This is a genomic window from Citrobacter sp. Awk 2, assembly GCF_028069815.1.
Taxonomy (GTDB): domain Bacteria; phylum Pseudomonadota; class Gammaproteobacteria; order Enterobacterales; family Enterobacteriaceae; genus Citrobacter.
On sequence record NZ_JANEWL010000007.1, the window covers coordinates 1 to 21,637 of the forward strand.

At 51.8% G+C, this 21,637-nt stretch carries 21 protein-coding genes, 5 tRNA genes and 1 other RNA gene; 20 read left to right on the plus strand and 7 right to left on the minus strand.

Features of this window, described 5'->3' with window-relative positions; all coding sequences use genetic code 11:
- Positions 1-249 precede the first annotated feature (249 nt).
- From cydA to pnuC, 19 genes are all read left to right on the plus strand, one after another.
- A complete protein-coding gene (gene cydA / locus NNO02_RS03250) occupies positions 250-1,818 on the plus strand; it encodes a cytochrome ubiquinol oxidase subunit I (protein ID WP_137381347.1) in 1,569 nt (522 codons plus the stop codon).
- A 15-nt stretch (positions 1,819-1,833) separates the two neighbouring features.
- Positions 1,834-2,973 (plus strand): cytochrome d ubiquinol oxidase subunit II, encoded by a 1,140-nt coding sequence (cydB, locus tag NNO02_RS03255; RefSeq protein ID WP_271441224.1) that lies wholly within the window; start codon positions 1,834-1,836, stop codon positions 2,971-2,973.
- A gap of 14 nt (positions 2,974-2,987) precedes the next feature.
- On the plus strand, positions 2,988-3,101 hold the full coding sequence (gene cydX / locus NNO02_RS03260; RefSeq protein ID WP_061381940.1) for a cytochrome bd-I oxidase subunit CydX: 114 nt from the start codon (positions 2,988-2,990) through the stop codon (positions 3,099-3,101).
- The gene (gene ybgE, locus NNO02_RS03265; RefSeq protein WP_271454195.1) at positions 3,101-3,394 is read left to right on the plus strand and encodes a cyd operon protein YbgE; all 294 of its coding nucleotides are present in this window, start codon (positions 3,101-3,103) and stop codon (positions 3,392-3,394) included. Before cydX ends, ybgE begins: the two co-directional genes overlap by 1 nt.
- A gap of 259 nt (positions 3,395-3,653) precedes the next feature.
- Positions 3,654-4,058, plus strand: a complete 405-nt coding sequence (gene ybgC / locus NNO02_RS03270; protein WP_005125439.1) for a tol-pal system-associated acyl-CoA thioesterase — start codon at positions 3,654-3,656, stop codon at positions 4,056-4,058.
- Complete coding sequence (gene tolQ / locus NNO02_RS03275) at positions 4,055-4,747, plus strand: Tol-Pal system protein TolQ (protein ID WP_003022976.1); 693 nt, start codon at positions 4,055-4,057, stop codon at positions 4,745-4,747. The genes ybgC and tolQ overlap by 4 nt, the downstream gene beginning before the upstream one ends.
- A gap of 3 nt (positions 4,748-4,750) precedes the next feature.
- A complete protein-coding gene (gene tolR, locus NNO02_RS03280; RefSeq protein ID WP_137381327.1) occupies positions 4,751-5,179 on the plus strand; it encodes a colicin uptake protein TolR in 429 nt (142 codons plus the stop codon).
- A gap of 64 nt (positions 5,180-5,243) precedes the next feature.
- Entirely contained in the window at positions 5,244-6,512 is a 1,269-nt protein-coding gene (gene tolA, locus NNO02_RS03285; RefSeq protein ID WP_271454196.1) for a cell envelope integrity protein TolA, read from the plus strand.
- A 90-nt stretch (positions 6,513-6,602) separates the two neighbouring features.
- The gene (gene tolB, locus NNO02_RS03290; protein ID WP_038638949.1) at positions 6,603-7,895 is read left to right on the plus strand and encodes a Tol-Pal system beta propeller repeat protein TolB; all 1,293 of its coding nucleotides are present in this window, start codon (positions 6,603-6,605) and stop codon (positions 7,893-7,895) included.
- 34 nt (positions 7,896-7,929) lie between these two features.
- Entirely contained in the window at positions 7,930-8,448 is a 519-nt protein-coding gene (gene pal, locus NNO02_RS03295) for a peptidoglycan-associated lipoprotein Pal (RefSeq protein ID WP_003022983.1), read from the plus strand.
- A 9-nt stretch (positions 8,449-8,457) separates the two neighbouring features.
- Positions 8,458-9,246 carry a cell division protein CpoB gene (gene cpoB, locus NNO02_RS03300; protein WP_048212240.1) on the plus strand — a complete coding sequence of 263 codons (789 nt, stop codon included), beginning with the start codon at positions 8,458-8,460 and terminating at the stop codon, positions 9,244-9,246.
- Positions 9,247-9,410: 164 nt separating this feature from the next.
- Positions 9,411-9,486: transfer RNA gene (locus NNO02_RS03305), tRNA-Lys, on the plus strand.
- A 26-nt stretch (positions 9,487-9,512) separates the two neighbouring features.
- Positions 9,513-9,588: transfer RNA gene (locus NNO02_RS03310), tRNA-Val, on the plus strand.
- A 3-nt stretch (positions 9,589-9,591) separates the two neighbouring features.
- Positions 9,592-9,667, plus strand: a tRNA-Lys gene (locus tag NNO02_RS03315).
- Between the two features lie 149 nt (positions 9,668-9,816).
- Positions 9,817-9,892, plus strand: a tRNA-Lys gene (locus NNO02_RS03320).
- Positions 9,893-9,924: 32 nt separating this feature from the next.
- Positions 9,925-10,000, plus strand: a tRNA-Lys gene (locus NNO02_RS03325).
- 22 nt (positions 10,001-10,022) lie between these two features.
- Positions 10,023-10,155, plus strand: a non-coding RNA gene (locus tag NNO02_RS03330) — RtT sRNA.
- 281 nt (positions 10,156-10,436) lie between these two features.
- Complete coding sequence (gene nadA / locus NNO02_RS03335; protein ID WP_271441227.1) at positions 10,437-11,480, plus strand: quinolinate synthase NadA; 1,044 nt, start codon at positions 10,437-10,439, stop codon at positions 11,478-11,480.
- A gap of 27 nt (positions 11,481-11,507) precedes the next feature.
- A complete protein-coding gene (pnuC, locus tag NNO02_RS03340) occupies positions 11,508-12,227 on the plus strand; it encodes a nicotinamide riboside transporter PnuC (protein WP_271454197.1) in 720 nt (239 codons plus the stop codon).
- Here pnuC and zitB read toward each other — a convergent pair.
- Positions 12,224-13,165 (minus strand): CDF family zinc transporter ZitB, encoded by a 942-nt coding sequence (gene zitB / locus NNO02_RS03345; RefSeq protein ID WP_271454198.1) that lies wholly within the window; start codon positions 13,163-13,165, stop codon positions 12,224-12,226. The two genes, pnuC and zitB, sit on opposite strands and share 4 nt — an antisense overlap.
- Positions 13,166-13,540: 375 nt before the next feature.
- Between zitB and aroG the strand changes: the two genes are divergently transcribed.
- Positions 13,541-14,593, plus strand: a complete 1,053-nt coding sequence (aroG, locus tag NNO02_RS03350; RefSeq protein WP_271454199.1) for a 3-deoxy-7-phosphoheptulonate synthase AroG — start codon at positions 13,541-13,543, stop codon at positions 14,591-14,593.
- 101 nt (positions 14,594-14,694) lie between these two features.
- On the opposite strand, the gene gpmA is transcribed toward aroG, so the two are convergent.
- The 6 genes from gpmA to modF all read right to left on the minus strand — a co-directional run bounded on the left by gpmA (position 14,695) and on the right by modF (position 21,618).
- Entirely contained in the window at positions 14,695-15,447 is a 753-nt protein-coding gene (gpmA, locus tag NNO02_RS03355) for a 2,3-diphosphoglycerate-dependent phosphoglycerate mutase (protein ID WP_271454200.1), read from the minus strand.
- Between the two features lie 220 nt (positions 15,448-15,667).
- Complete coding sequence (gene galM, locus NNO02_RS03360) at positions 15,668-16,708, minus strand: galactose-1-epimerase (RefSeq protein WP_271441231.1); 1,041 nt, start codon at positions 16,706-16,708, stop codon at positions 15,668-15,670.
- Positions 16,702-17,850 (minus strand): galactokinase, encoded by a 1,149-nt coding sequence (galK, locus tag NNO02_RS03365; RefSeq protein WP_271450201.1) that lies wholly within the window; start codon positions 17,848-17,850, stop codon positions 16,702-16,704. Before galK ends, galM begins: the two co-directional genes overlap by 7 nt.
- A gap of 3 nt (positions 17,851-17,853) precedes the next feature.
- A complete protein-coding gene (galT, locus tag NNO02_RS03370; protein WP_271454201.1) occupies positions 17,854-18,900 on the minus strand; it encodes a galactose-1-phosphate uridylyltransferase in 1,047 nt (348 codons plus the stop codon).
- Positions 18,901-18,909: 9 nt separating this feature from the next.
- Complete coding sequence (gene galE / locus NNO02_RS03375; RefSeq protein WP_271450199.1) at positions 18,910-19,926, minus strand: UDP-glucose 4-epimerase GalE; 1,017 nt, start codon at positions 19,924-19,926, stop codon at positions 18,910-18,912.
- Positions 19,927-20,145: 219 nt separating this feature from the next.
- A complete protein-coding gene (gene modF, locus NNO02_RS03380; RefSeq protein ID WP_271454202.1) occupies positions 20,146-21,618 on the minus strand; it encodes a molybdate ABC transporter ATP-binding protein ModF in 1,473 nt (490 codons plus the stop codon).
- Positions 21,619-21,637 lie beyond the last annotated feature (19 nt).

The window sequence follows — 21,637 nt, forward strand, 5'->3', positions numbered from 1 at the left end:
CTATCGAAAAATGCAAATTTACCTCGATAAAAACCTGTTTATTGTAAGGATTTTACGGCGTAATATAATTGCGGGATCAATTTGAGTGTTTTATTAACATGTTTGTAACTTTTCATCATTGTCCTTTCTTCAAATGAGAAGAAAGAGCAGCGGGGGAAGGAAGCAAATAAATTTGTATTGGGGCATGCGTGTGACCCTTTCTAACGGGGTTCACTCTCGGAGTCTTCATGCGATGAGCAAGGAGTCATGATGTTAGATATAGTCGAACTGTCGCGCTTACAGTTTGCCTTGACCGCGATGTACCACTTCCTGTTTGTGCCACTGACGCTCGGTATGGCGTTCTTGTTGGCCATCATGGAAACGGTCTACGTCCTTTCCGGCAAACAGATTTATAAAGATATGACCAAGTTCTGGGGCAAGTTGTTTGGTATCAACTTCGCTCTGGGTGTGGCAACCGGTCTGACCATGGAGTTCCAGTTCGGGACTAACTGGTCTTACTATTCCCACTATGTAGGGGATATTTTCGGTGCGCCGCTGGCGATTGAAGGTTTGATGGCCTTCTTCCTCGAATCCACCTTTGTAGGTCTGTTCTTCTTCGGCTGGGACCGTTTGGGTAAAGTCCAGCATATGTGTGTCACCTGGCTGGTGGCGCTGGGTTCTAACCTGTCCGCACTGTGGATTCTGGTTGCGAACGGCTGGATGCAAAACCCAATCGCTGCGGATTTCAACTTTGAAACCATGCGTATGGAGATGCTGAGCTTCTCTGAACTGGTGCTCAACCCGGTTGCTCAGGTGAAATTTGTTCACACTGTGGCTTCTGGTTATGTTTGTGGCGCGATGTTCGTTCTGGGTATCAGCTCCTACTATATGCTGCGCGGCCGTGACTTCGCGTTTGCTAAACGTTCTTTTGCTATCGCTGCCAGCTTTGGTATGGCTGCCATTCTGTCTGTTATCGTTCTGGGTGATGAATCTGGTTACGAAATGGGCGACGTGCAGAAAACCAAACTTGCTGCTATTGAAGCCGAGTGGGAAACCCAACCTGCACCGGCATCCTTTACGCTGTTCGGTATTCCGGACCAGGATGCGCAGGAAAACCATTTTGCGATTCAAATTCCTTATGCGTTGGGCATCATCGCTACCCGCTCTGTTGATACACCGGTCATTGGTCTGAAAGATCTGATGGTGCAGCACGAAGAGCGTATCCGTAACGGGATGAAAGCGTATCAGCTGCTGGAAGAACTGCGCGCAGGCTCTACCGATCAGGCTGTTCGCGACCAGTTCAACAGCATGAAGAAAGATCTGGGATATGGTCTGCTGCTGAAACGTTATACAGATAAAGTGACTGATGCGACTGAAGCGCAAATCCAGCAAGCCACGAAAGACTCTATCCCTCGTGTTGCGCCGCTGTACTTCGCATTCCGTATTATGGTGGCGTGCGGCATCCTGATGCTGGCTATCATTGCTGTGTCCTTCTGGACCGTGATTCGTAATCGTATCGGCGAGAAAAAATGGCTGCTGCGCACAGCGCTGTATGCTATTCCGCTGCCGTGGATTGCCATTGAATCTGGCTGGTTTGTCGCAGAATATGGCCGTCAACCGTGGGCGATAGGTGAAGTGTTACCGACAGCCGTGGCGAACTCTTCGCTGACTGCGGGTGATCTCATCTTCTCGATGCTGTTGATTTGCGGCCTGTATACCCTGTTCCTGGTGGCTGAACTGTACCTGATGTTCAAGTTCGCACGCCTTGGGCCGAGTAGCCTGAAAACCGGTCGTTATCACTACGAGCAGTCTACTGTGACTACTCAGCCGGCACGCTAAGACAGGAGTCGTCAAATGATCGATTATGAAGTATTGCGTTTTATCTGGTGGCTGCTGGTTGGCATTCTGCTGATTGGTTTTGCGGTCACTGATGGCTTCGACATGGGGGTGGGCATGCTCACCCGTTTCCTCGGTCGTAATGATACCGAGCGTCGAATTATGATTAACTCCATCGCCCCGCACTGGGACGGTAACCAGGTATGGCTTATCACCGCGGGTGGCGCATTGTTCGCTGCATGGCCGATGGTGTACGCTGCTGCGTTCTCCGGTTTCTACGTGGCGATGATCCTGGTACTGGCGTCATTGTTCTTCCGTCCGGTCGGTTTCGATTACCGCTCCAAGATTGAAGATATGCGCTGGCGCAACATGTGGGACTGGGGCATCTTCATTGGTAGCTTCGTTCCGCCGCTGGTTATCGGCGTTGCGTTTGGCAACCTGCTGCAAGGTGTTCCGTTCCACATGGATGAGTACATGCGTTTGTACTACACCGGTAACTTCTTCCAGTTGCTGAATCCGTTTGGTCTGCTGGCAGGGATTGTGAGCGTAGGGATGATCATCACTCAGGGTGCAACCTATCTGCAGATGCGTACCGTAGGTGAACTACACCTGCGTGCTCGTACCACCTCACAGGTTGCGGCGCTGGTGACCCTGGTTTGCTTCGCACTGGCCGGTGTTTGGGTTATTTACGGGATTGATGGTTATGTTGTGACTTCCGCACTGGATCACCACGCGGCCTCTAACCCGATGACCAAAGAAGTGGTGCGTGAAGCGGGCGCCTGGATGGTGAACTTTAACAATGCACCTATCCTGTGGCTGGTTCCGGCGTTGGGCGTGGTTCTGCCGCTGCTGACCATTCTGACTTCTCGTATGGAGAAAGGGGCCTGGGCGTTCATCTTCTCCTCACTGACGTTAGCCTGCATCATCCTGACTGCCGGTATCGCAATGTTCCCGTTTGTGATGCCGTCCAGCACCATGATGAACGCAAGTCTGACCATGTGGGATGCCACCTCCAGCCAGAGAACATTGAACCTAATGACCTGGGTTGCGGCGGTGTTTGTACCGATTATTCTGCTCTACACCAGCTGGTGTTACTGGAAGATGTTCGGTCGCATCACAAAAGAAGATATTGAAAGCAACACCCACTCTCTGTACTAAGTAAGGAGCTAAAAATGTGGTATTTCGCATGGATTTTGGGAACGCTTCTTGCCTGTGCATTTGGGATAATCACAGCACTGGCGCTTGAGCACGTTGAATCAGGCAAAGCCGGACAAGAAGAAAGTTGATGACCAACATTATCGCGATGGTATACAACGCGATGGATAAGCGCCCCTTGCGGGCGCTTTCCTTTGTGCTGGCAATCGTGTTGGCTGGTTGCATATTCTGGGATCCGTCACGTTTCGCGGCCAAAACCAGTGAGCTTGAGATCTGGCATGGCTTCCTGCTGATGTGGGCGGTCTGCACTGGCGTCATTCATGGCGTTGGATTTCGTCCTCGTGCGGTGCACTGGCAGGGCATCTTCTGCCCGCTGATCGCAGATATCGTCCTCGTTGTTGGTCTGATTTTCTTCTTCTTTTGAATAAGAAACATCCTTAAATATTTATGGGCTTGCATAAGCCCATAATTTTTTACTCTCCGTTTACTTTCCCCCATTCCAAAGCATCATTCCCGCGCGTATAGTAGCGAAGTTTGAAAGCACTACCGGGATGTACAGTGAAGACAGCGCGATATACAACGACATTCTTGATGCATCGCGGCGGCAAGAACGCGAGTCACCAGGCGTTTACAAAAATAAGCGACTGGTGTGAGTGGACGAAGCCAACAAAGAGGCAGTAAGAATGAATAAGTATATATTTCGATGGCCGGTTCGTGTCTATTATGAAGACACCGATGCCGGTGGGGTGGTTTACCACGCCAGCTATGTTGCTTTTTATGAGCGAGCACGCACAGAGATGCTGCGTCATCATCACTTCAGTCAGCAGGTGCTGTTGGCAGAACGTGTAGCCTTTGTGGTACGCAAGATGACCCTGGAATATTTTGCGCCAGCCCGGCTCGACGATATGCTCGAAGTCCAAACCGAAATTACGTCAATGCGTGGCACCTCATTGGTTTTCACGCAACGCATTGTCAACGCAGAGAACGTCGTGCTGAATGAAGCCGAAGTTCTGATTGTTTGCGTTGATCCACTCAAAATGAAGCCTCGTGCGCTTCCCAAGTCTATTGTCGCGGAGTTTAAGCAGTGACTGACATGAATATCCTTGATTTGTTCCTGAAGGCAAGCCTTCTGGTTAAACTTATCATGTTGATTTTGATTGGTTTCTCAATCGCATCCTGGGCCATTATCATCCAGCGGACCCGTATTTTGAATGCCGCCTCACGTGAAGCAGAAGCGTTTGAAGATAAGTTTTGGTCTGGTATCGAATTATCGCGTTTGTACCAGGAAAGCCAAGGGCGCCGGGATAATCTGGCCGGTTCGGAACAAATTTTCTACAGTGGATTCAAAGAATTTGCGCGCCTGCATCGGGCAAATAGCCACGCGCCGGAAGCGGTTGTTGAGGGGGCATCCCGTGCGATGCGTATCTCTATGAACCGCGAACTGGAAACGCTGGAAACGCATATTCCGTTCCTGGGAACCGTCGGCTCCATCAGCCCATACATTGGTCTGTTCGGTACCGTTTGGGGGATCATGCACGCATTTATCGCGCTGGGCGCGGTAAAACAGGCAACCCTGCAAATGGTTGCACCGGGTATCGCGGAAGCGTTGATTGCAACAGCCATTGGCTTGTTTGCGGCAATCCCGGCGGTTATGGCTTACAACCGACTGAATCAGCGCGTGAACAAGCTGGAACTGAATTACGACAACTTTATGGAAGAGTTCACCGCGATTCTGCACCGCCAGGCGTTTACCGTTAGCGAGAGCAACAAGGGGTAAACCATGGCCAGAACGCGTGGACGAGGTCGTCGCGAACTCAAGTCCGAAATCAATATTGTACCGTTGCTCGACGTACTGCTGGTTTTGTTGCTGATCTTTATGGCAACAGCGCCAATCATTACACAGAGCGTGGAAGTCGACCTGCCGGATGCGACTGAGTCGCAAGCCGTTAGTAGCAACGACGAACCTCCGGTCATTATTGAAGTTTCCGGTGTTGGACAATACAGCGTGGTGGTTGAAAAAGACAGGATGGATCAACTACCACCAGAGCAGGTTATTGCGGAAGCGAAGAGCCGCCTGCAGGCCAACCCGAAAACGGTCTTTTTAATCGGTGGTGCGAAAGACGTGCCTTATGATGAAATAATTAAAGCGCTGAACTTGTTACACAGTGCAGGCGTGAAATCGGTTGGCTTAATGACGCAGCCAATCTGATGTCTGCGTATTCCTGGCTTGAAAGATAGCGCGTAACAGGCGAACAGTTTTTTGGGAACCGAGAGTGTCAAAGGCAACCGAACAAAACGACAAGCTCAAAAGGGCGATAATTATTTCAGCGGTGCTGCATGTCATTTTATTTGCGGCACTGATCTGGAGTTCGTTCGATGAGCACATTGATGCTTCAGCCGGCGGTGGTGGTGGCTCGTCCATCGACGCCGTTATGGTCGATCCTGGTGCTGTTGTTCAACAGTACGACAGGCAGCAGCAACAGCAGGCAAGTGCGAAACGTGCAGAAGAACAGCGTGAGAAACAGGCGCAGCAGCAGGCCGAGGAGCTTCGTGAGAAGCAGGCGGCAGAGCAAGAGCGTCTGAAACAGCTGGAGAAAGAACGTTTAGCGGCGCAGGAAAAAGTGCGCGAGCAGGCGGAACAGCAGAAACAGGCTGAAGCCGCTGCGGCGAAAGCACAGGAGCAACAGAAGCAGGCTGAAGAAGCTGCGGCGAAGGCTGCAGCAGACGCGAAAGCCAAAGCAGATGCTCAGGCGAAACAAGCGGCAGATGCTGCGAAGAAAGCCGCTGCTGATGCCCAGAAAAAAGCTGAAGCTGAAGCTGCAAAAGCGGCTGCCGATGCTAAGAAGGTTGCTGAGGCGCAGGCTGCCAAGGCCGCCGCAGACGCCGCGAAGAAAGCGCAGGCTGAAGCCGCTAAACAAGCTGCGGCTGAAAAAGCTGCCGCTGAGAAAGCCGCTGCTGCTGCCGAAAAAGCGGCTGCCGCGAAAGCTGCCGCTGCTGAAAAAGCGGCTGCAGAGAAGAAAGCCGCCGCCGAAAAAGCCGCTGCAGATAAAAAAGCTGCTGCAGAGAAAGCCGCTGCCGATAAGAAAGCAGCAGCCGATAAAGCCGCCGCCGCGAAAAAAGCCGCCGCCGAAAAAGCGGCTGCCGCTTCGGGGGTTGACGACTTATTAGGTGACTTAAGCTCCGGTAAGAATGCGCCGAAATCGGGGAACCCGTCAAAAGGGAGTGGTTCTAATTCAGGCAACTCCTCTGCAGCTGGGGCGGCAACTGGCGCGGAACTTAATGGGTATGCAAGCCAAATTACGGGGGCAATATCTAGGAATTTCCATGACTATAAGTCATACATCGGAAAGCAGTGTGTTCTTAGATTGAATTTAAATCCTGATGGCTCGCTGATTGGTATCACATCTGAAGGGGGGGACGAGGCTTTATGTTCGGCAGCTAAGACTGCGGCAAGACTAGCTAGCTTACCTAAGCCTCCAAATGATGCGGTCTATAATGCAGTTAAAAATAATCAGCTTGTTGTGAAATTTATTCCGCAATAGAGCATAGTTTAACTGGTAGTTTTGTGTATTTGAGTTTGTTAACATTCTGCTAAATTATCGTGGGCGTTCCGTCCAGATAAGGGAGATATGATGAAGCAGGCATTACGAGTAGCATTTGGTTTTCTGATGCTGTGGGCAGCAGTGCTGCATGCAGAAGTACGTATCGAGATCACCCAAGGGGTAGACTCGGCACGCCCGATTGGCGTTGTCCCGTTCCAGTGGGCAGGGCCGGGCGCTGCACCTGAAGATATCGGTGGTATCGTAGGTGCTGACCTGCGTAACAGCGGTAAATTTAACCCACTAGACAGATCTCGTCTGCCTCAGCAGCCGGGGACTGCAGCTGAAGTTCAGCCTGCTGCATGGTCCGCTCTGGGTATTGATGCCGTCGTGGTAGGCCAGGTTACGCCAAACCCGGATGGTTCCTATAGCGTTGCATATCAACTGGTTGATACCGGTGGCGCACCAGGTACCGTACTGGCACAGAACACCTATAAAGTGAACAAGCAGTGGCTGCGTTATGCGGGGCATACTGCAAGTGACGAAGTATTTGAAAAACTGACCGGTATTAAGGGCGCATTCCGTACCCGTATCGCGTATGTTGTTCAGACGAACGGTGGTCAGTTCCCGTACGAATTACGTGTGTCTGACTACGATGGTTACAACCAGTTTGTCGTTCACCGCTCTCCGCAGCCGTTGATGTCTCCGGCGTGGTCTCCGGACGGTTCTAAACTGGCCTACGTTACCTTCGAAAGTGGTCGTTCAGCGCTGGTTATTCAGACGTTGTCCAACGGCGCAGTGCGTCAGGTTGCTTCGTTCCCGCGTCACAACGGTGCACCTGCGTTTTCTCCGGATGGCAGCAAACTGGCGTTTGCCCTGTCTAAAACCGGTAGCCTGAACCTGTACGTTATGGACATCGGTTCCGGTCAGATCCGTCAGGTCACTGATGGTCGTAGCAACAACACGGAACCTACCTGGTTCCCGGACAGCCAAAACCTGGCCTTTACGTCTGACCAGGCCGGTCGTCCGCAGGTGTATAAAGTTAACGTCAACGGCGGTGCTCCGCAGCGTATTACCTGGGAAGGTTCGCAAAACCAGGATGCTGATGTCAGCAGCGACGGTAAGTTTATGGTAATGGTAAGCTCGGCGAATGGTCAGCAGCACATTGCCAAACAAGATCTGGTAGCGGGTGGCGTACAAGTTCTGTCGTCAACGTTCCTGGACGAAACGCCAAGTCTGGCACCTAACGGCACTATGGTAATCTACAGCTCTTCTCAGGGGATGGGATCCGTGCTGAATTTGGTTTCTACAGATGGGCGTTTCAAAGCGCGTCTTCCGGCAACTGATGGACAGGTTAAATTCCCTGCCTGGTCGCCGTATCTGTGATAATAAATAATTGATTAATAAAGGAATCATTGAAATGCAACTGAACAAAGTGCTGAAAGGGCTGATGATTGCTCTGCCTGTTATGGCTATTGCGGCATGTTCTTCTAACAAGAACGCCAGCAATGACGGCAGCGAAGGCATGCTGGGTGCCGGCACTGGTATGGATGCAAACGGTAGCGGCAACATGTCCTCCGAAGAGCAAGCGCGTCTGCAGATGCAACAACTGCAGCAGAACAACATCGTTTACTTCGATCTGGATAAGTACGATATCCGTTCTGACTTCGCTGCAATGCTGGATGCGCACGCTAACTTCCTGCGTAGCAACCCGTCTTACAAAGTCACCGTAGAAGGTCATGCGGACGAACGTGGTACTCCTGAGTACAACATCTCCCTGGGTGAACGTCGTGCTAACGCCGTTAAGATGTACCTGCAGGGTAAAGGCGTTTCTGCGGACCAGATCTCCATCGTTTCTTACGGTAAAGAAAAACCTGCAGTACTGGGTCATGACGAAGCGGCTTACGCCAAAAACCGTCGCGCCGTACTGGTTTACTAAGAGAATTGCATGAGCAGTAACTTCAGACATCACCTGTTGAGTCTGTCGTTACTGGTTGGCATAGCGGCCCCCTGGGCCGCTTTTGCTCAGGCGCCAATCAGTAGTGTCGGCTCTGGCTCGGTCGAAGACCGCGTCACTCAACTCGAGCGTATTTCTAACGCTCACAGTCAGCTTTTAACCCAACTCCAGCAACAACTCTCCGATAATCAGTCCGATATTGATGCCCTGCGTGGTCAAATTCAGGAAAGTCAGTACCAGCTGAATCAGGTTGTTGAACGCCAAAAACAGATATTGCTGCAGATGAATAATCTCGGCAGCGGTAGCGCGCCTGCGGCGCAATCTGCGGCTGGTGATCAGAGTGGGGCGGCAACCCCAGCACCCGATGCGGGTGCTGCAGCCTCGTCAGGCGCTCCGGCGCAAACTGGCGATGCGAATACTGATTACAATGCGGCAATCGCTCTGGTGCAGGATAAATCCCGTCAGGATGATGCGATCGTTGCATTTCAGAACTTCATCAAAAAGTACCCGGATTCTACTTACCTGCCAAATGCGAATTACTGGCTCGGTCAGTTGAATTACAACAAGGGTAAAAAAGATGATGCAGCGTTCTATTTTGCATCCGTAGTTAAAAACTTCCCAAAATCACCGAAGGCTGCAGACGCGATGTATAAAGTCGGCGTCATCATGCAGGACAAAGGTGACACAGCAAAAGCGAAAGCCGTTTATCAGCAGGTTATCACTAAATACCCTGGTACTGATGGCGCGAAACAAGCGCAAAAACGTCTTGGCGCGATGTAATGCACACCATGCGACCAGAAATCGTGTTATTTCTGGTCGCGTCGTGTGATTCCTAAGCAGTTGAGTTATTTACATCGAAATTTTTGTTGCGCTAAAATCTGAAATCAGTAATATATGCCGCCGTTGCCAAGGGATATCAAACAAACCAAAAGCAGCGCAAAAGTGGGTCGTTAGCTCAGTTGGTAGAGCAGTTGACTTTTAATCAATTGGTCGCAGGTTCGAATCCTGCACGACCCACCACTTAATGCAGTATCCAGCGCAGTAACGGGTGATTAGCTCAGCTGGGAGAGCACCTCCCTTACAAGGAGGGGGTCGGCGGTTCGATCCCGTCATCACCCACCACTCGGGGCGTTAGCTCAGTTGGTAGAGCAGTTGACTTTTAATCAATTGGTCGCAGGTTCGAATCCTGCACGCCCCACCAACTTTAACATCGTACTCAGATGTTAAACGTGAAGGATAACGTTGCTTTAGCAACGGCCCGCTAGGGCGAGACGAAGTCGAGTCATCCTGCACGCCCCACCAATTCTTATATTGGTGTCGAGTAAAAAATTTTTCAGGTGACATCCGAGCGGGTCGTTAGCTCAGTTGGTAGAGCAGTTGACTTTTAATCAATTGGTCGCAGGTTCGAATCCTGCACGACCCACCATCCTGAATAATTGAAGCAGTAAACCCCATATGGGGGCGTTAGCTCAGTTGGTAGAGCAGTTGACTTTTAATCAATTGGTCGCAGGTTCGAATCCTGCACGCCCCACCAGTGTAAAAAGGCGCCCTAAAGGCGCCTTTTTGCTATGCACAGAATTAACGATTCGAACCTGCAGCAGGTTCGGGTCGAACGTAGTGAGACAACGGAGCCGTTTACGGCGACGGCCCGGAGGGCGAGCGAAGCGAGTCATCCTGCACGCCCCACCAGTGTAAAAGAGGGCGCTGGCGGCGCCTTTTTGCTATCTGCGATTTATAAGATTCGAATCTGCTTGCCTGATGCGCTTCGCTTATCAGGCCTACTGACGGCACGACTCATGTAGGCCGGATAAGACGCCAGTCGCCATCCGGCATTCATCACTCGCAATTCTTGTGACTTTTCGACACCAATCCGCTATCTTGTTTAGCATACAAAACAATTCTAACCGAATATAGCGTATGTCACGCTTCTACTCGGTTATTTCGTTAAGCCAGTAAAACGAGAAAGCAAGATGAGCGTGATGTTTGATCCTGAAGCAGCAATCTACCCGTTTCCGCCAAAACCTGCGCCGTTGAGTGTGGATGAAAAGCAATTTTATCGAGAGAAAATTAAACGTCTGCTGAAAGAGCGTGATGCCGTCATGGTTGCGCACTATTACACCGATCCTGAAATACAGCAGTTGGCCGAAGAAACCGGAGGCTGTATCTCTGACTCGCTGGAGATGGCGCGGTTCGGATCAAAACATCCGGCCTCTACGTTGCTGGTTGCGGGAGTCCGGTTTATGGGCGAAACAGCCAAAATTCTGAGCCCGGAAAAAACCATACTGATGCCAACCTTACAGGCTGAATGCTCACTAGATCTGGGGTGCCCGATTGAGTCGTTTAGCGCATTTTGCGATGCGCATCCGGATCGCACTGTCGTGGTTTACGCCAACACTTCAGCCGCCGTTAAAGCACGTGCGGACTGGGTCGTGACGTCCAGTATTGCCGTCGAACTGATTGAACACCTTGATAGCTTGGGGGAAAAAATCATTTGGGCTCCTGACAAGCACCTGGGTAATTACGTACAAAAACAGACCGGGGCGGATGTTCTCTGCTGGCAGGGTGCCTGTATCGTTCATGATGAATTTAAAACCCAGGCATTAACACGCATGAAAGGGCTGTATCCTGACGCTGCCGTACTTGTGCACCCTGAATCTCCCCAGTCTATCGTTGATATGGCTGATGCGGTGGGATCAACCAGCCAGCTAATCAGCGCCGCTAAATCGTTACCGCACAAGCAACTGATTGTGGCGACCGATCGGGGTATTTTTTACAAAATGCAGCAAGCTGTTCCGGATAAAGAGCTGCTTGAAGCCCCGACAGCGGGTGAAGGTGCAACGTGTCGTAGCTGTGCGCACTGTCCGTGGATGGCAATGAACGGCCTTAAAGCGATTGCTGAGGGACTTGAGCAGGGTGGTGTGGCTCATGAGATACATGTTGATGCCGCGCTGCGAGAAGGCGCATTGCTGCCGTTAAACCGCATGCTGGAATTTGCGGCTACACTACGAGCTTAATTACGGCGTTTCGCTCTGGGGGAAAAGATGGATTTTTTTAGCACGCAGAACATTCTGGTACATATTCCAATCGGTGCAGGCGGGTACGATCTGTCGTGGATTGAAGCGGTGGGGACTATCGCCGGGTTACTGTGTATTGGCCTCGCCAGTATGGAGAAAATCAGTAATTACTTCTTTGGTCTGATAAACGTCACGCTGTTTGCGATTATCTTCTTTCAGATCCAACTTTACGCCAGCTTGTTGCTGCAGGTGTTCTTTTTTGCCGCCAATATCTATGGCTGGTACGCCTGGTCCCGGCAAACCAGCCAGCATGAGGCTGAACTTAAAATTCGCTGGCTGCCGTTGCCAAAAGCGTTGGGCTGGCTGGCGGCTTGTGTGGTGGCAATTGGTCTGATGACGGTGTACATCGATCCGGTGTTTGCGTTTCTCACCCGTATTGCGGTGACTATCATGCAAGGACTGGGATTACAGGTCGCATTACCTGAATTGCAACCGGATGCGTTCCCGTTTTGGGATTCCTGCATGATGGTGCTATCGATTGTGGCGATGATCCTGATGACGCGCAAATACGTCGAGAACTGGCTATTGTGGGTGCTCATTAACATCATCAGCGTCGTGATCTTTGCCCTGCAAGGGGTGTATGCCATGTCGCTGGAATACATGATTCTGACTGTGATCGCGTTGAACGGCAGCAGGATGTGGATTAACAGCGCGCGCGAACGGGGTTCACGCGCGTTTTCCCATTAGTGATGGTGATGTGAATGGCCGGACAGTCCCTCATACAGGTGACAGTCCGGTCCATTGCACGGCTGATATTCCATCTGAATCGTCGCGTGTTCAATCTGATAGTGATGAATAAGAAAGTGCTGAATGCGTTCCAGCAACGCATCGTGATCGTGCGGCGGGACGACCTGAACATGCAGCGTCATAACCGGTTTTTCACCCACCATCCAGACGTGAACATGGTGTACATTGCGAACTTCGGGGATATCCCGGCTGAGATGTCGCTGTAGAGCGGTGATATCCAGCGCATGGGGCGCGCCCTCGAGTAATTCATTCACACTGTCTTTCAGTAAGCGCCAGGCGCTACGCAACACCAGAACAGAAACCAGAATAGAGAGAATAGGGTCTGCAGGGGTCCAGCCCGTCCAGATAATGATCAGTGCCGCAATGATCGCGCCGACCGAGCCCAGTAAATCGCCCATAACATGCAGTGCTGCAGCACGAACGTTGAGGTTTTTCTCTTCACTGCCGCGATGTAAAACCCAGAAGGCGAGGACGTTAGCCAGTAAACCCGCAACAGCGATAACCATCATCATCCCGCCGGCGACCGGACGGGGCGTATGGAAGCGCTCAATCGCTTCCCAGACGATTAAAATCGTGATCACCACCAACGCAATAGCGTTAACAAATGCGGCCAGCGTCGTGAGCCTCAGCCAGCCGAAAGTGTGTCGGATGGTCGGCGGTCGACGGGAAAATTGTACGGCCAGCAGAGCAAAAAGCAGCGCTGCGGCGTCGGTGAGCATATGTCCGGCATCCGCCAGCAGCGCCAGCGAGCCTGAAAGTATCCCTCCCACCACTTCGACCAGCATGAATCCCGCTGTAATGCAAAAGGCGAACAGCAGTCGACGGGCGTTATTATCTTTTGGCTGGTCGGGGGAAGTATGAGTATGTGAGTGCGCCATTGTGCCATCCCTTTGTTATTCTCACCTTTACTGTATGACATCATACCGTTTTTGGGGGGATAAAATTAAAAAGGAGAGCTTCTATTCTCCCTTTATCAGCCACGTAAATAGTGGGCGTTGCCTTACCGTACAGTGGGTAAAGATCCACGATGTGTATCGATAGTCAGCACAGAATTTTGAAAATAATAATAAAAGCCGCAATTACAGTTGGGATTTGCGGTCTGGATATCACTATTCGCTACATTCTTGCGTTTTTTTGCTTAATCCCGGGATAACACGGTTCGTACTGTAAAACCCCGTTTACACTTTATGACTGAAGATATAGATTGGGGGGATTGCATTCATTTATATAAGTATGGCTACGCTGGAATAATCATGAATTATCAGAACGACGATTTACGCATTAAAGAGATCAACGAGTTATTACCCCCGGTTGCACTGCTGGAAAAATTCCCCGCTACTGAAAATGCCGCAAATACGGTTGCGCATGCCCGTAAAGCGATTCATAAAATTCTGAAAGGGAATGACGATCGCCTGTTGGTTGTTATTGGACCGTGCTCAATTCATGATCCGGCTGCCGCTAAAGAGTATGCCGCACGTCTTCTGGCGCTGCGCGAAGAGTTGAAAGGCGAGCTTGAAATCGTCATGCGCGTTTACTTTGAAAAACCGCGTACCACCGTCGGCTGGAAAGGGCTTATCAACGATCCACATATGGACAACAGCTTCCAGATCAACGATGGCCTGCGCATCGCACGTAAATTGCTGCTGGATATCAACGACAGCGGATTGCCGGCTGCGGGTGAGTTTCTGGATATGATCACCCCGCAATATCTTGCGGATCTGATGAGCTGGGGCGCAATTGGCGCGCGTACCACTGAGTCTCAGGTGCACCGTGAGCTGGCGTCAGGTCTTTCCTGTCCGGTTGGTTTTAAAAACGGTACCGATGGCACCATCAAAGTTGCCATTGATGCCATTAACGCCGCAGGCGCACCACACTGCTTCCTGTCCGTGACCAAATGGGGTCACTCCGCCATTGTGAATACCAGTGGTAACGGCGATTGTCATATCATTCTGCGTGGTGGCAAAGAGCCAAACTACAGCGCTCAGCACGTCGCAGACGTAAAAGAAGGTCTGGTCAAAGCGGGTTTGTCTGCGCAGGTGATGATCGACTTTAGCCATGCCAACTCCAGCAAGCAGTTCAAAAAGCAGATGGATGTAGCCAGCGATGTTTGTGGACAGGTTGCCGGCGGCGAGAAAGCCATTATTGGTGTGATGATCGAAAGCCATCTGGTCGAAGGTAATCAGAACCCGGATAGCGGTGAACCGCTGACTTACGGTAAGAGCATCACTGATGCCTGCATTGGTTGGGAAGATACCGATGCTGTGCTGCGCCAGCTGGCGGATGCGGTAAAATCACGTCGCGGGTGAGGGCGATGCCTTATCCGGCCTACATTTGATGTGGTCCCGACCGTGGCGAAACAAAAAAGCGTGGAAAATTCCACGCTTTTTTATTGACCCAGCCGCGAAAATTACTTCGCTTTACCCTGGTTGGCTACCGCTGCGGCTTTTGCTGCGATCTCGTCAGCGTTACCCAGATAGTAATGTTTGAGCGGCTTGAAGTTTTCGTCGAACTCATACACCAGCGGTACACCCGTCGGGATGTTCAGTTCAAGAATTTCATCTTCACCCATATTATCCAGGTATTTCACCAGCGCACGCAGGGAGTTACCGTGAGCGGCAATAATGACGCGCTCACCGCTTTTCATGCGCGGCAGAATGGTTTCATTCCAGTAAGGGATAACGCGATCGATAGTCAGCGCCAGGCTTTCGGTGACCGGAAGTTCTTTGTCCGTCAGTTTGGCATAACGCGGATCGTGACCCGGATAGCGCTCGTCATCTTTAGTCAGTTCCGGCGGGGTTACCGCAAAACCACGACGCCATTGCTTAACCTGCTCGTCACCATATTTCTCAGCGGTTTCGGCTTTGTTCAGCCCCTGTAGCGCACCGTAATGACGTTCGTTCAGTTTCCAGGATTTCTCAACGGGCAGCCAGGCCTGATCCAGTTCGTCCAGGACATTCCACAGGGTGTGGATGGCACGTTTCAGCACAGAGGTATAAGCAAAATCGAAGCTGTAGCCTTCCTCTTTCAGCAGTTTACCTGCCGCCTTTGCTTCGCCCACGCCTTTCTCAGACAGGTCAACATCATACCAACCGGTAAAACGGTTTTCGTTGTTCCACTGACTTTCACCGTGACGTACCAGAACCAGCTTAGTTACAGCCATACACTCACTCCTATGAATCATATTGAATGATAATAATTATCATTATATTGCCGTAATGCACCAGCGGCAATGCTTACGCATAACCATAGCGAAAATAGCGGCGCAGTGTAAGGTTCTTGTGAACTCAAGGTTGCGATTTTGTCTTTGAGTGGCGTGGTTTTGAGCGGATCCCGAGAGGGAATAAATGACGAGCCGGGTATCAGCTCGTCACGGTAAACTGTCAGGCAGGAATAAACCGGTATTCGGTCAGGCTGGTGTACTCTTCACCCGGTCGCAGAAAGCAATCTGGTTGCGGCCATTCTGGATGATTTGGGCTGTCAGGCAGAAATTCACTTTCCAGCGCCAGTCCTTGCCAGTCGGCATAGACTTCAGGTCCACGGGAGGGCGTGCCGCCGAGGAAGTTACCGGAATAGAACTGCAATGCCGGGGCAGAGGTGTATACCTCCATTTGCAGTTTTTCATCCTGGGACCAAACTATAGCGACCGGTTTGCGGGCATCGCCTTGCGCCTGCAACAAGAAAGCGTGGTCGTAACCTTTCACCTTGCGCTGATCGTCATCGGCCAGAAATTCGCTGTCGATGCGTTTAGGTGCCCGGAAATCGAACGAGGTGCCAGCCACGGGTTTCAGTCCGTCATGCGGGATACCCATTTCATCAACCGGCAGGTACGTATCGGCCAGAATCTGCAACGTATGCTGACGGATATCCGTTTTGTCGCCGTCAAGATTGAAATAAACGTGATTCGTCAAATTTACCGGGCAGGGCTTATCCACCGTCGCACGGTAGGTAATCGAAATACGGTTATCATCGGTCAGGCGATATTGCGCGGTGGCGCAGAGGTGACCCGGAAAACCCTGGTCGCCATCGTCAGAGGTTAAGGCAAACAGCACCTGACGATCATTTTGATCCACTATCTGCCAGCGGCGTTTATCGAAACCGTCCGGCCCACCATGCAACTGGTTGTCACCCTGGCTTGGCAGTAACGCAACGGTTTCACCGGCATAGGTATAACGGCTGTCTGCGATACGGTTAGCATAGCGGCCGATGGATGCGCCTAAAAATGCGGCCTGTTGTGGGTATTGCTCCGGGCTGGCGCAGCCGAGTAATGCTTCTCGCACGCTACCATCGCTAAGCGGGATACGGGCAGAAAGCAGCGTCGCGCCCCAGTCCATCAGCGTGACTACCATCCCCGCGTCATTACGCAGGGTGAGCAGGCGAAACGGTTGGCCGTCGGGCGCCATTACGGGAATTTCGTTTAGCACTGTCCGGCTCCTTGTGAAGGTTTGCAGACGTAAAAGGTTTCCTTGATACCGGTTTTCGCTTCGTATTGTTCAGCGACAGCCTGCTGTACGGCAGGAACCAAATCTTGTGGGATCAACGCCACGATGCAGCCGCCGAAGCCGCCACCGGTCATACGTACACCGCCTTTATCGCCGATAGTTGCTTTAACAATCTCGACCAGCGTATCAATTTGTGGCACGGTGATTTCGAAGTCATCGCGCATTGAAACGTGAGATTCAGCCATCAGCTGACCCATACGTTGCAGATCGCCTTTCTCCAGAGCCGCTGCGGCTTCAACCGTGCGGGCATTTTCTGTGATCACATGGCGAACACGTTTGGCAACGATGGGATCCAGTTCATGTGCGACCGCGTTAAAGGCCTCAAGGCTGACATCACGCAGCGCGGGTTGTTGGAAGAAGCGCGCACCAGTTTCACACTGTTCGCGACGGGTGTTGTACTCACTGCCAACCAGTGTACGTTTAAAGTTGCTGTTGATGATCACTACCGCCACACCTTCCGGCATGGAAACAGCTTTGGTGCCCAGCGTACGGCAGTCGATCAGTAGCGCATGGTCTTTCTTGCCCAGTGCAGAGATGAGTTGGTCCATAATGCCGCAGTTGCAGCCGACAAACTGGTTTTCCGCTTCCTGACCGTTCAGGGCAATCTGCGCGCCGTCGAGCGGCAGATGATAGAGCTGCTGGAACACCGTACCAACGGCGACTTCCAGCGAGGCGGAAGAGCTTAAGCCCGCACCTTGCGGCACATTGCCGCTGATCACCAGATCCGCGCCGCCAAAGGCGTTATTGCGCTTTTGTAGATGCTTCACGACGCCGCGCACGTAGTTTGACCACTGCTGGGTTTCGTGGGCGATAATCGGCGCATCAAGAGAGAATTCATCTATCTGATTGTCGTAATCCGCCGCAATCACACGAACGGTGCGATCATCGCGGGGGGCACAGCTGATAACCGTTTGATAGTCGATGGCGCACGGCAGGACGAAGCCGTCATTATAATCAGTGTGTTCGCCGATCAGGTTTACACGACCGGGTGCCTGAATAGTATGGGTGGCAGGGTAGCCAAACGATTCAGCAAACAGAGATTGTGTTTTTTCTTTCAGACTCATTATTTAAACTCCGGATTCGCGAAAATGGGTGTCGCTGACCGCACGCAGACGGTCTGCCGCTTGTTCTGCTGTCAGATCGCGTTGGGTCTCCGCCAGCATTTCGTAACCAACCATAAACTTACGTACGGTCGCGGAACGCAGCAGCGGTGGATAAAAGTGTGCGTGCAACTGCCAGTGGTCATTCTCTTCGCCGTTAAACGGTGCGCCGTGCCAGCCCATAGAGTAGGGGAAAGAGCACTGGAACAGGTTGTCATAACGACTGGTCAGTTTTTTCAACGCCAGCGCCAGGTCAGTTCGCTGTTCGTCGGTCAAATCGGTAATTCGCAGGACATGTGCTTTTGGCAGCAGCAGTGTTTCGAATGGCCATGCCGCCCAATAGGGCACTACTGCCAGCCAGTGTTCGGTTTCTACTACCGTACGGCTGCCGTCTGCCTGTTCACGCCGGACATAATCCAGCAGCATTGGCGTGCCCTGCTCGGCAAAGTACGCTTTTTGCAGACGGTCTTCACGTTCGGCTTCGTTGGGCAGGAAACTGTTGGCCCAAATCTGTCCGTGCGGGTGCGGGTTTGAACATCCCATCGCCGCACCTTTGTTTTCAAATACCTGCACCCAGGGATAGGTTTTCCCTAAATCTGCGGTTTGTTCCTGCCACGTTTTCACGATTTCGGTCAGCGCGGGTACGCTGAGCTCTGGCAGTGTTTTGCTGTGATCGGGCGAGAAGCAGATCACGCGGCTGGTACCGCGTGCGCTCTGGCAACGCATTAATGGATCATGGCTGTCGGGAGCATCCGGGGTATCAGACATCAGCGCGGCAAAATCGTTGGTAAAAACGTAGGTTCCCGTGTAATCGGGGTTTTTATCGCCGGTAACGCGTGTATTGCCTGCACACAGGAAGCAGTCCGGATCATGCGCGGGCAGAACCTGTTTAGCTGGCGTTTCCTGCGCCCCTTGCCAGGGACGTTTTGCACGATGCGGCGAAACGAGGATCCACTGCCCGGTGAGCGGGTTAAATCGGCGGTGTGGATGATCGACAGGGTTGAATTGCGTCATGACGTGTCCTTAATCCGAATATCCCTGTGGATGGCGTGATTGCCAGTGCCAGGTATCTTGTGCCATTTCATCCAGTGTACGCGTCACGCGCCAGTTAAGTTCGCGGTCTGCTTTGCTGGCATCAGCCCAGTAGGCAGGCAGATCGCCGTCGCGGCGCGGAGCAAAATGATAGTTCACTGGTTTACCGCAGGCTTTGCTGAAGGCGTTTACCACATCCAGTACGCTGCTACCAACGCCAGCGCCAAGGTTGTAAATATGTACCCCTTGCTTGCCTGCCAGTTTTTCCATGGCGACAACGTGACCGTCGGCAAGATCCATCACGTGGATGTAATCGCGAACGCCGGTACCGTCTACGGTAGGGTAGTCATTACCAAAAATGGCCAGAGACTCACGGCGGCCCACGGCAACCTGCGCGATGTAAGGCATCAGATTGTTAGGGATGCCTTGCGGGTCTTCGCCCATGTCCCCTGATGGATGTGCGCCAACCGGATTGAAATAGCGTAGCAACGCAATGCTCCACTCAGGTTGTGCTTTTTGCAGATCGGTCAGGATCTGCTCGACCATCAGCTTACTTTTTCCGTATGGACTTTGTGGTGTGCCAGTCGGGAAGCTTTCAACGTAAGGAATTTGCGGCTGATCGCCATAGACTGTGGCGGAGGAGCTGAATATGAAGTTTTTCACGTTGGCGGCGCGCATCGCATTGACCAGACGCAGAGTGCCGTTGACGTTGTTGTCATAGTACTCCAGCGGCTTAGCAACGGATTCGCCGACGGCCTTCAGACCAGCAAAGTGGATGACCGTATCGATGGCATGATCGTGCAGGATTTCGGTGATCAGCGCTTCGTTACGGATATCACCTTCGACGAAGGTCGGATGTTTTCCACCTAAACGCTCAATAACGGGCAGTACGCTGCGCTTACTGTTGCAGAGGTTATCAAGGATCACGACGTCGTGGCCATTCTTAAGCAACTGCACACAAGTGTGGCTCCCAATGTAACCGCTACCACCTGTAACCAATACTCTCATAATTCGCTCCGTTATGCCTATATCATGTAATGAAGATAGCATAACAAAGTTGTGAAAAGTGTGACATGGAATAAATTAGTGGAATCGTTTACACATGCGGGTTCTTAACACCTGAACTGTATTTTTTGATTTTAAATCATTATGTTATTTAATGATTGCAGATTTTATCTGAAAAATCAGGCCTAAAAAAGGGCGCATTAACGCGCCCAGGTATGAAAACTAACGCAGGGATGATTGCCGATAGGTGTAGATATCGTTTTCTGGTACGAACTCCAGTCGGTGGGTAATGCAGGCGGGTGCATCTTCAGCATGGTGAGAAACAAACAGCAATTGGGTTTCGCCTTCACCGATCAGAACATCAACGAAGCGGCGGATCAACTGGCGGTTTAGCGGGTCCAGACCTTGCAAGGGTTCATCAAGGATCAATAGCGTAGGGTGTTTCACTAACGCGCGGACGATCAGCGCCAGGCGCTGCTGCCCCCAGGAAAGGCTGTGGAAAGGGGCGTCAGCAGTGCGCTTATCCATTCCCAGAATATCCAGCCACTGTTGCACCAGCTTGTGTTGTCTGTCTGATACGGCCTGATAAATACCGATTGAATCGAAGTAGCCTGAGAGAATGACGTTACGCACCGTGGTGCTCACCCGGTAATCCAGATGCAGGCTGCTGCTGACGTAGCCAATGTGCTTTTTAATATCCCAGATAGTTTCGCCGCTCCCCCGACGACGGCCAAACAGCGTCAAATCATTGCTATAGCCCTGCGGATGATCGCCGGTAATTAAACTGAGTAGCGTTGATTTTCCCGCCCCGTTGGGACCGACAATCTGCCAGTGTTCCCCTGGGTTTACCCGCCAGCTCAGATGATGAAGAATAGGGCGATCGTTATAGGAAACGACCCCGTCGTTGAGCATAATCCGCGGTTCGTTCTCAGACAATATGCGGCGTACGGAAGGTGCATCCGGTTCGGGGAGGGTAATACCATCAAGCCGTTCACTATGCGCAAGTTGGGCGATTAACGCTTGTTGCAGAAGACCCGTTTTTTCACCGGTTTCTGTCAATGTGCAATCGGCGAGTACGCCAGCATATTGCACAAAATCGGGGATCTCATCAAAGCGGTTTAGCACCAGCACTAACGTAAAACCGGCCTGATGTAACGCTGCGAGCAGCTCTGCCAACTGGTGACGTGAAGCCACATCCAGCCCGTCAAACGGTTCATCAAGGATCAGTAAATCGGGTTCAGACATCAGTGCCTGACAGAGCAGAGTTTTCCGCGTTTCGCCAGTGGAAAGATATTTGAAACGTCTGCTGAGCAGTGAGGTAATACCAAACTGCTGCGCCAGGGCGGCACAGCGAGCAGGGTCGCTGACCTCATCCTGAATAATTTCCGCGGTGGTGCGCCCGGTATCGTCTTCACCTGGGCTCAGAAGATCGGTGTTGTTACGCTGCCATTCGTCGCTGACCAGCTTTTGTAGCTGCTCAAAGGAGAGACGGGTTATACGCGTGAACTGGCTGTGGCGTTCGCCTTTTAGTAACGGCAATTCTCCGGCGAGCGCACGCGCCAGTGCGGATTTTCCGCTGCCGTTAGACCCCACAAACGCCCAGCTATCACCTGCGTTTAACGTCAACGAATTCAGCTGAAGCGTTTTGGTATCACTCAGACGAAACGTGCCTTGCGAAATTTGCAACGATAACATTTTGCATCCCATTTTTTGC